Annotated in this window: 9 protein-coding genes; 4 read left to right on the top strand and 5 right to left on the bottom strand. The window is 61.1% G+C overall.

Annotated elements, in window-relative coordinates; all coding sequences use genetic code 11:
• Window positions 1–663: 663 nt before the first annotated feature.
• Window positions 664–825, bottom strand: coding sequence for a nucleoid-structuring protein H-NS (locus tag BM300_RS31140; protein WP_072349343.1), 162 nt, complete (start codon window positions 823–825; stop codon window positions 664–666).
• 130 nt (window positions 826–955) lie between these two features.
• Complete coding sequence (locus BM300_RS27830) at window positions 956–2,443, bottom strand: helicase HerA-like domain-containing protein (protein WP_092345673.1); 1,488 nt, start codon at window positions 2,441–2,443, stop codon at window positions 956–958.
• A 341-nt stretch (window positions 2,444–2,784) separates the two neighbouring features.
• Here BM300_RS27830 and BM300_RS27825 point away from each other — a divergent pair, with 341 nt between their 5' ends.
• Genes BM300_RS27825 through BM300_RS27815 form a run of 3 tightly spaced genes read left to right on the top strand, consistent with a single transcriptional unit; the run spans window position 2,785 to window position 5,652 of the window.
• On the top strand, window positions 2,785–3,876 hold the full coding sequence (locus BM300_RS27825) for an N-acetylglucosaminyl phosphatidylglycerol synthase (RefSeq protein WP_083569156.1): 1,092 nt from the start codon (window positions 2,785–2,787) through the stop codon (window positions 3,874–3,876).
• A 16-nt stretch (window positions 3,877–3,892) separates the two neighbouring features.
• On the top strand, window positions 3,893–4,660 hold the full coding sequence (locus BM300_RS27820) for an N-acetylglucosaminyl phosphatidylglycerol deacetylase (protein ID WP_092223465.1): 768 nt from the start codon (window positions 3,893–3,895) through the stop codon (window positions 4,658–4,660).
• A complete protein-coding gene (locus tag BM300_RS27815; RefSeq protein ID WP_092145090.1) occupies window positions 4,657–5,652 on the top strand; it encodes a glucosaminyl phosphatidylglycerol flippase in 996 nt (331 codons plus the stop codon). Before BM300_RS27820 ends, BM300_RS27815 begins: the two co-directional genes overlap by 4 nt.
• Before the next feature lie 4 nt (window positions 5,653–5,656).
• On the opposite strand, the gene BM300_RS31135 is transcribed toward BM300_RS27815, so the two are convergent.
• Both BM300_RS31135 and purU read right to left on the bottom strand, forming a co-directional pair.
• Window positions 5,657–5,830, bottom strand: a complete 174-nt coding sequence (locus BM300_RS31135) for a hypothetical protein (protein WP_170862114.1) — start codon at window positions 5,828–5,830, stop codon at window positions 5,657–5,659.
• 89 nt (window positions 5,831–5,919) lie between these two features.
• Complete coding sequence (gene purU, locus BM300_RS27810; protein ID WP_003205089.1) at window positions 5,920–6,768, bottom strand: formyltetrahydrofolate deformylase; 849 nt, start codon at window positions 6,766–6,768, stop codon at window positions 5,920–5,922.
• 306 nt (window positions 6,769–7,074) lie between these two features.
• On the opposite strand from purU, the gene mvaT reads away from it, so the two are divergent.
• On the top strand, window positions 7,075–7,452 hold the full coding sequence (gene mvaT / locus BM300_RS27805) for a histone-like nucleoid-structuring protein MvaT (RefSeq protein ID WP_003205091.1): 378 nt from the start codon (window positions 7,075–7,077) through the stop codon (window positions 7,450–7,452).
• Between the two features lie 82 nt (window positions 7,453–7,534).
• Here mvaT and sbcB read toward each other — a convergent pair whose 3' ends face one another.
• Window positions 7,535–8,971 (bottom strand): exodeoxyribonuclease I, encoded by a 1,437-nt coding sequence (sbcB, locus tag BM300_RS27800; RefSeq protein ID WP_092145089.1) that lies wholly within the window; start codon window positions 8,969–8,971, stop codon window positions 7,535–7,537.
• Between the last annotated feature and the right edge of the window lie 257 nt (window positions 8,972–9,228).

Below are 9,228 nucleotides of genomic sequence, written 5' to 3'. Positions count from 1 at the left end.
GCGCATGCTCGGCCCAAGGATTGATCTGGCGGTCTCGGTTGGGTGTGGGACCGCTATGGGCGGGGGGGTTGTAGTTTGTGTGTATATCCGTTTCTGCGGTAACGGCTGCTTAGGGTTCCGCCCTGACGGCGGGTCACTTTCGAAAAGCGCGAAAGTAACCAAAGCGCTCCTGCCCCACCACTTGGCACCTCGCCTAGGCTCGGTGTGCCCTCACTCCGGCATTGCTCCGTGGGCCCGCTGCGAAGGGCCATCCATGGCCCAGCGCAGCTATCCCGGCATCCATGCCGGGATGCCCACTCCACAATGCCTGCGTTCGGCCATCGTGGTTAATGGGGCGCCGAGATCAACGTCCACCGCGAGGCGGCCTGAGAGCCGACCTGGTTGGGAGTGAACGCGTTCCTCCTGTGGGAGCGAGCCTGCTCGCGAAGGCGGTGTCACTGTCGATGAAAGATGTTGAATGGGCTGGCCTCATCGCGAGCAAGCTCGCTCCCACAGGTTTTTGTGTCGCATGCAGATGCTGTGAACACCCGCAACTCCATGTGTGCGAGCTTGCTCGCGATAGCGGTGGTTCAGCCACATAAATGCTGGAAGTGCTCTGCTCTGCTCTTGCTCTGCTCTTGCTCTGCTTTTGCTCTGCTTTTGATCTTGATCTGGGCGGCCCCGTTAAACCACGCTGGCCGAACGCAGGCATTGCGCAGTGGGCACCTCGGCATGGATGCCGAGGTAGCCGCGCTGGACCATGGATGGTCCTTCGCGGCGGGCCCACGGAGCAATGCCGGAGTGAGGGCATGCCGAGCCCAGGCGAGGCACCAAGTGGTGGGGCATGAGCGTTTTGCTTACTTTTGCGCTTTTCAAAAGTGAGCCGCTGTAAGAGCGGAACCGCCAGCAGCCGTTACCAAAAAAACGGATATACACACAAACTCCCGCCTCCCTGGTGAAAGCAACTCGGCCTTGCCTACCGGCGCTTGCTGCCACCGAGCAACGACCCCATCAACCCACGCACCAATTGCCGCCCCAACTGATTGGCCGCCTGGCGCATCGCCGATTTAAGCGCCTGACCGGCCGCGGTGCCGAGAAATTCCCCGGCCTTTTCGGTGAAGCTCGGTTCTTCCGCCGTCGGCTTACCCGGTGCCTCTTCGGCCTGCGGTTCCAGCCCTTTGCGGCCCATCAGCACTTCATAGGCCGACTCGCGATCAATGGGCTTGTCATAGCGCCCTTGCAGCGACGAGCTGGCGATCAACCCGGCGCGCTCGGCCTCGCTCAGCGGCCCGATGCGTGATTGCGGCGGCGCCACCAGCACGCGCTGGACCATTTCCGGCGTGCCTTTTTCCTGCAAGGTGCCCACCAAGGCCTCACCAATGCCAAGTTCGGTCAGTACCGCCAGGGCATCGAATTGCGGATTGGGCCGAAAACCGTCCGCCACTGCCCGCAACGACTTCTGCTCCTTGGCGGTAAAGGCCCGCAGGCCATGCTGGATGCGCAAGCCCAACTGCGCCAGCACGTCGTCCGGCAAATCGCCCGGCGACTGGGTCACGAAATACACCCCCACGCCCTTGGAACGGATTAGCCGAACCACTTGTTCCAGGCGCTCCTGCAAGGCCTTGGGCGTCCCGGCAAAGAGCAGGTGCGCCTCGTCGAAGAACAGCGCCAGCAGCGGTTTGTCTGCATCGCCGCGCTCAGGCAACTGCTCGAACAGCTCGGCCAGCAGCCACAACAGGAACGTCGCGTAGACCTTCGGTGCTTCATGGACCAGGCGGCTGGCGTCGAGCAAGTGGATGCGGCCACGGCCATCGCTGGCCGGTTGCAGGATGTCTTCGAGCTGCAAGGCTGGCTCGCCGAACAACGCGTCCGCCCCCTGCTGTTCCAGGGTGGACAAGCGTCGCAACAACGCCTGGCTGGAACCGGTGGTCATCAAGGCCGCGTCGTCCCCCAGCAATTCTGGGTTGTCCTTGAGATGGTTGAGCAGCGCCTTCAGGTCCTTGAGGTCCAGCAACAACAGGCCTTCGCGGTCGGCCACCTTGAACGCGGCGTAGAGCGCCGACTGCTGGCTGTCCGTCAGTTCCAGCAGACTGCCGATCAACAACGGGCCCATCTCGCTCAGGGTGGTGCGCAATGGATGCCCGGACTGGCCGTGGATATCCCACAAGGTCACCGGGTAAGCCTGGGGCTTGTGGTTGAGCCAGGGCATGCCGGCGATACGCTCGGCGATCTTGCCCTGGGGATTGCCGGCAGCGCCCAGGCCGCACAGGTCACCCTTGATGTCCGCCGCGAACACCGCCACGCCGGCATCGCTGAACATTTCGGCCAGGCGCTGCAAGGTGACGGTCTTGCCGGTACCGGTGGCGCCTGCCACCAGACCATGACGGTTCGCCAGGCGCATGGCCTGGGCGATGGGCTGGCCGCTAAGGTCGGCCCCGATAACGAGTTGCGATGAGTCAGGCATGTAGTCACCCGTGGTGTTTGCGATATGACGCCATTTTGCACGCATATATAAAAGCATGCCTGGCGCATTAAGCCCCCGGCGCTGGAAATAAAAATCGCATGTGATCGCACTCATGTGGCGAGGGCGCTTGCTCCCGCTGGGCTGCGAAGCGGCCCCGAATCTTGGGAGTGCTTCGCGCTGGAGCGCCAGCCCGGTCCAGCGGGAGCAAGCTCCCTCGCCACGTATTCATTTACATAGCCGCTACGTCACCATAACCCAACCGAACATCTATTCTTACTAAAGGTCAACACAGGAGAACACTGACCGGAGGGACGTTCATCGTGCATATAGCGGACATAACCATGTTCTACGCCCCCGCCAGCGGAGGCGTGCGCACTTATCTGGATGCCAAGCACCGGCGCCTGGGCGATCGGCCCGGTATTCGCCACAGTCTGTTGATCCCCGGCGCGCATTTGAGCGAGCACGATGGGATCTACAAGGTTCCTGCCCCTGCACTGCCGTTCGGCAAGGGCTATCGTTTCCCCCTTCGCCTGGCCCCCTGGCGCAATGTCCTGCGCGATCTACAGCCCGATCTGATTGAAGTTGGCGATCCCTACCTCACGGCGTGGGCCGCGCTGGATGCCCGTCGTCAGCTCGACGTGCCCGTCATCGGTTTCTATCACTCCGACCTGCCACTGCTGGTCAGCAACCGCATGGGCAACTGGTTCACCCCCAACATCGAAGCCTATGTCAGCAAGTTGTACGGCAACTTCGACCGGGTCCTGGCGCCGAGCCAGGTCATGGCCGACAAACTGACCGGGTTGGGGGTCAAGAACGTCTACGTGCAACCGTTGGGCGTCGACCTGCAAACCTTCAACCCGGCCGCCCGCGACCCGGAGTTGCGCGCCGAGCTGGGCATCGCCGAAGACGCGCGCCTGCTGATTTTCGCCGGTCGCGGCTCCAAGGAAAAAAACCTGCCGGTGCTGCTCAAGTGCATGAAACGCCTGGGCGAGCGCTACCACCTGCTCCTGGTGGGCTCGTCGATGCCAGCCTTGGTGCCGGACAACGTCACGGTGATCGATGAATTCTGCCCGGCGCCGCAAGTCGCCCGACTCATGGCCAGCGCCGATGCCTTGCTGCACGCCGGAGACCAGGAAACCTTCGGCCTGGTGATCCTCGAAGCGATGGCCAGTGGCATTCCCGTGGTAGCGGTGGCGGCCGGGGCCTTTACCGAAATCGTCAACGAAGACTGCGGCCTGCTGTGCATGCCCAACAATCCACAGGCCATGGCCAATGCCGTGCGCCAACTGTTTTCCGAAGGCTGTCAGCGCCGGGGGGTATTGGCACGCCGGCACGTGGAGCGTCATTACGCCTGGGATACCGTGGTCAACAGCTTGCTGGGGCACTACTACGCCGTGCTCGGCGAACAAATGCCGTTGCTGGCCAATGGTTGAGGCGAGGACCGTGTCGATGAGTTCTTCGCCCAGCGTGCTATTGGTGCTGCATGACGTGGCACCGCAAACCTGGCCCGACTACCAGCCCTTCGTCGAAGCCGTTGACGCCCTCGACCACGTGCCGATGACCTGGTTGGTGGTACCTGACTTTCACCGCAACAATGCCTTGGAGGCTCACCCCGGCTTTCGGCGCCTGCTCGATAGCCGGGTCGAGCGTGGCGACGAGCTGGTGTTGCATGGCTACTACCATTGCGACGACGGTCCTGTCGCCCGCCACCCCAAGGACTGGTTCATGCGCCGGGTCTATACCCATGAGGGTGAGTTCTACAACCTATCCGAGGTCGCCGCCCTCGCCCGCCTGCGCGCCGGTATCGAAACCTTTGAACGCTACCACTGGCCACTGGAGGGTTTCGTCGCCCCGGCCTGGCTGATGAGCGAAGGCACGCGCCAAGCCTTGCGCCAGTTACCGCTGAGCTACACCAGTGACACCCAACACCTCTATCGCCTGCCCGACTTCAGCGCCATCGACGCGCCGGGGCTGGTCTGGAGTGCCCGCAGTGCCTGGCGCCGTGGCCTGTCGAAAGTCATCAGCGACCAGCGTGAACAGCGCTGGCGCCAGGCGCCGGTGATTCGCCTGGGCCTGCATCCGGTGGACATGCGCCATAGCTTTTCCCGGGACTATTGGCTGCGCACCCTCGAACGCCTGCTCAACGACGGTCGCGTGCCGATGACCAAGGTCGGCTGGCTGGCAACCCAGGGGCTGCGTGCCCGCAGCGCCGCATGAAACGGCTGATCTGGCTGGGCGCCGCCCTGCTCACGGCGCTGTTGGTGCCGCTGCTGGTCGGTGGTGGGGAAATGTGGTCGCGGGTGCAGCGCTTTCCCTTGTCGCTACTGCTGGCCATGCTCGGCATGATCGTGCTGTGCTGGGCCTTGAACTCCGTGCGCTTGCGCCTGCTGCTGGGGGAACACCGTGGGCGCATCGGCAGGCTGAAAAGCATCGGCGTGGTGATGTCCACCGAGTTCGCCATGTGCGCGACGCCCGGTGGCAGTGGCGGCCCACTGACGCTGATGGCCCTGCTGGCACGCAACGGCGTGCGCCCGGCCCATGGCAGCGCGGTGTTTGCCATGGATCAGTTGAGCGACTTGCTGTTCTTCCTCTGCGCCTTGGTGGGCATTCTGTTTTATGCGCTGTTCCAGAACCTCAGCCAGCGCATGGAGTGGATGCTGGGGTTGAGTGCGGTTTCAATGTTTGGCGGACTGTTCGCCTGCGCACTGGTGGCCCGCTTCCATCGCCGACTGATCCTGCTGGGCGCGCGGCTGCTGTGCCATTTGCGGGTCAAGGGCAGCACCCGCCGACGCTGGGCGCGCAAGATCCTGCACTTTCTCGCGGCCTTTACCGATACCTTGAAATTGCCACGGCAGACGCTGTTCCAGGTCTTTGGCCTGACGTGCCTGCACTGGGCCCTGCGCTACAGCGTGTTGTACCTGGCGTTGAAAGGGTTGGGCGCGGACTTGCAGTGGGCCTGGAGTTTCCTGATCCAGATGCTGTCCTTGAGCGCGGGGCAATTCAGCCTCTTGCCCGGCGGTGCCGGGGCGGCCGAGGTGACCTCGGCGGCGTTGCTGGCTCCCATGGTGGGCAAATCCACGGCGGCGGCAGCGATCCTGATCTGGCGAGCGGTGACCTATTACTTTTACCTGGTGGCCGGCGGACCGGTGTTCTTCCTGATGGTCGGGCGCCCCCTGATCAAGAAGCTGATAAAGCTCAAGCAGGCCTGAGCGATCAGCGCTTCTGCCCGGGCTCATCCTGGGGATGTAACTGCTCCCACAGTTGCGCGGCATCGGGGAACTCAGTGCCATCCTCGGGCCCCAGTGCATCAGGGTCGTAGCGGCTCAGGCAGCCTTCGCCCAGGGTGTCCGGCGCACGGGAGGTGGCTTTATCCAGTGGATCGGTCATGGTGCAAGGTTGTCCCTGAAGGTTTCATGAATCATTGTGCTTCAGTAAAAAGGCCTGGCGATCGCTCGTCCAGGCCCTTTGCAGTGTGGTCAGAACACCACGGTCTTGTTGCCGTGCACCAGCACCCGGTCTTCCAGGTGATAACGCAGGCCCCGGGCCAACACCATCTTCTCTACGTCACGGCCGAAACGCACCATGTCTTCGATGCTGTCACTGTGGCTGACGCGCACCACGTCCTGCTCGATGATCGGGCCGGCATCCAGCTCTTCGGTCACGTAGTGGCAGGTGGCGCCAATCAGCTTCACACCACGCATCGAGGCCTGGTGGTACGGCTTGGCCCCGACGAACGACGGCAGGAAACTGTGGTGGATGTTGATGACCTTATGGGCGTATTCGCGGCACAAGGCCGGCGGCAGGATCTGCATGTAGCGGGCCAGCACCACCACCTCGGCATCGTGCTGCTTGACCAACCGCGAGACTTCGGCGAACGCCGGCTGCTTGTCCTGCGGGTTGACCGGCACGTGGTAGTAAGGGATGCCGTGCCATTCCACCATGCTGCGCAAGTCGTCATGGTTGGAAATCACACAGGCGATGTCGCAATCGAGCTCATCGCTGTGCCAGCGGTGCAACAGGTCGGCCAGGCAGTGGGACTCGCGACTGGCCATCAGCACCACGCGCTTTTTCTGCGCGGTGTCGGTGATACGCCAGTCCATCGAGAACTCTTCGGCAATGGGGGCGAATGCTTCACGGAAGGCTTCGATACCGAAGGGCAGCGAGTCGGCACGAATCTCGTGACGCATGAAAAACCAACCGCTTTGATTGTCCGAGTGATGGCTTGCTTCGGTGATCCAGCCGTTATGGGACGCCAGAAAGTTACTGACTTTAGCAACGATGCCGACGCGGTCCGGGCAAGCAATCACCAGACGAAAAGTGCGCATTAGGGAAACTCCAGAACTTCGCAAAGGCGGCCATTCTAGCCATTGCGCGGCAAAACTGCAGTATCGATGAGACGCCAAATCTCGACGACGGCCCCCGGGCCACGACCGGCGAGGCCCGGGAAAGCAAGCTATATGTGTGAACAGATGTGAAGACTCTGCCTCGGTATTTAACTGCAACAGGCGTTTTTGTGGCGTAGCACTAATTAATTAAATAAAACACCGGTTAAATGTTTACTTGATGAAACTGTCTGATTACTATTGTCGCACTGTGTCCTTGTCACCCGCGTCCTACATAAGGTAGTCCACATGTCCTTGATCAATGAATACCGCGCCACAGAAGAAGCTATCAAAGAACTGCAAGCTCGCCTGAAAAACCTGTCCCAAGACGACAAACTGCAAACCGAGCTTGAATTCGAAGGCAAACTGCGCACTCTGATGGGCGAATACTCCAAGTCGCTGCGCGACATCATTGCCCTGCTGGATCCAGAAGCCAAGTCGAGCAAAGCACCACGTGGCGCCGTGAAAACTACCGGCACCAAACGCGCTCGCAAAGTTAAGCAATACAAGAACCCGCACAACGGCGAAGTCATCGAAACCAAAGGTGGCAACCACAAGACTCTGAAAGAGTGGAAAGCCAAGTGGGGCGGTGACGTGGTTGAAGGCTGGGCAACCCTGCTGGGCTAAGCCCCACCGGTTCGCAGCGTTCTTAGCGAACAAAAAAACGCCAGCGATTGCTGGCGTTTTTTTTGCCTGTCATCTTTTCACTTCATCGCGGCCCAAGGCTTAAACGTTTGCGCAATTGCTGGCTGTAACCCTGCCACTCCCTGAGTACTTCTTGCTGCACTGGTGTAGACAGGTCCATCCACTCCCCCATCGCCGCATCAAAACTTTCCAAGGTATTAGGCGCGCCCCACTCCGGGGATGACAGCCGTTGTTGACAGAAAAGTCTCCAACGCTCCTGCTCTTCAGGATTCAACGTGTCTGGAAAGTTGCGTGCACGATATCGGAACAATAGTTCTGGTAAACGCTCATCATCGAAAGGCCAGCGTTCTCGAGCCAATTGCGCCGGGTCCGCCATGCGGACTTGTTCACATAAACGTCGATCGCGATCCCCCAGGAAGCCCGCGTATAACTGTTGCTCGGGATCCTCGCTGGCGGTGAAATCCTCGCGACCATAAATAGCCTGAAGTTTATCTTGCCAAACTTTCTGTGCGTCAGTTAGCCGCGATGCCCGTTGCTGATAGCCCTCCATGTCCAACTCCAGTCGCTGCTGGTCCTCGGCACGCAGCACCGACAATGGCGCGATCACCGGGCATTTGTTGATATGGATAAGCTTGAGCGGCACCGGCAACTCACCTTCGAGCAATTCTTCACGGCGGGTATACAAACGCTGGCGCAGGCTTTCGGCATCGTGGTCCAGCAGGCCCTGAGGGTCCAGGTGCAGGTCGCAGACGATCAGGGCGTTACGGTTTTTCGGGTGCCAGGCCAGCGGCAAGACCACACCGATGTAGTTGCGCGCCGCCGAGAAGCGACCGGAAATATGCACCATGGGCTGCAACAGACGGATCTGGTCCATCACCTTCTGTTTGCTGCGCAACTGGAATAGCCAGTCGTAGAGCCGGGGCTGCTGCTGACGGATCAGCCGGGCCAGGGCAATGGTCGCGCGCACGTCCGACAACGCATCGTGGGCCTGGCCATGGTCGATGCCATTGGCGGCGGTCAAGCGCTCGAGCTTGAGGGTTACGCGCCCGTCCTCTTGCGGCCAGACAATGCCTTGCGGGCGCAGCGCATAGGCCGCGCGCACCAGGTCGATCAAATCCCAGCGACTGTTGCCGCCCTGCCATTCCCGTGCGTACGGGTCGAAGAAATTTCGATAGAGGCTGTAGCGGGTCATTTCATCGTCGAAGCGCAGGGTGTTGTAGCCGGCGCCACAGGTTCCGGGCGCGGCCAGGTGCCCGTGGACACGGGTCATGAAATCGGCTTCGCTCAAGCCTTTTTCGGCCAGGCATGTCGGGGTGATACCGGTAATCGCACAGGCCGCCGGATGCGGCAGGATGTCATCGCTGGGCCGGCAATACAGGTTCACCGGTTCGTCGATTTCATTGAGTTCGAAATCGGTACGGATACCCGCCACCTGCAAGGGCCGGTCGCAACGCGGGTTGATGCCGGTGGTTTCGTAGTCGTACCAGAAGATGGAAGTCACGGGCTGTTCCTGAACTGAAGACTGGCGAAGTCTAGGCGCTCGGGCCCGCCCGAGACCAGCAGTCCTGTAACTTTTGAATTCCAACACGGGTTCCACACCCACAGTTTGAACCCTGGTGCTCATACGGGCAGTGTTCGCCTTCTCAATCCTGTTGCAAACCATGAAATGACCTGCACAGTTGTATCGTTTGCCCGCACGAAGACTGCTAGCATCTGGGCCGAGATTGAACATTCGGTCTGGCCCATCACAGGTTGCCC

This window comes from Pseudomonas sp. NFACC46-3 (assembly GCF_900114515.1).
GTDB classification, from domain to species: domain Bacteria; phylum Pseudomonadota; class Gammaproteobacteria; order Pseudomonadales; family Pseudomonadaceae; genus Aquipseudomonas; species Aquipseudomonas fluorescens_Q.
This window is presented reverse-complemented; position numbering and strand designations above follow the sequence as displayed.

Bases quoted from the DNA above. Each gene is read 5' to 3' on its own strand.
- BM300_RS27825 (WP_083569156.1), top strand. From the start codon at position 2,785: ATGTTCTACGCCCCCGCCAGCGGAGGCGTGCGCACTTATCTGGATGCC.
- mvaT (WP_003205091.1), top strand. From the start codon at position 7,075: ATGTCCTTGATCAATGAATACCGCGCCACAGAAGAAGCTATCAAAGAA.
- BM300_RS27830 (WP_092345673.1), bottom strand. From the start codon at position 2,443: ATGCCTGACTCATCGCAACTCGTTATCGGGGCCGACCTTAGCGGCCAG.
- BM300_RS31140 (WP_072349343.1), bottom strand. From the start codon at position 825: ATGCCCCACCACTTGGTGCCTCGCCTGGGCTCGGCATGCCCTCACTCC.
- BM300_RS31135 (WP_170862114.1), bottom strand. From the start codon at position 5,830: ATGACCGATCCACTGGATAAAGCCACCTCCCGTGCGCCGGACACCCTG.
- BM300_RS27820 (WP_092223465.1), top strand. From the start codon at position 3,893: ATGAGTTCTTCGCCCAGCGTGCTATTGGTGCTGCATGACGTGGCACCG.
- BM300_RS27815 (WP_092145090.1), top strand. From the start codon at position 4,657: ATGAAACGGCTGATCTGGCTGGGCGCCGCCCTGCTCACGGCGCTGTTG.
- purU (WP_003205089.1), bottom strand. From the start codon at position 6,768: ATGCGCACTTTTCGTCTGGTGATTGCTTGCCCGGACCGCGTCGGCATC.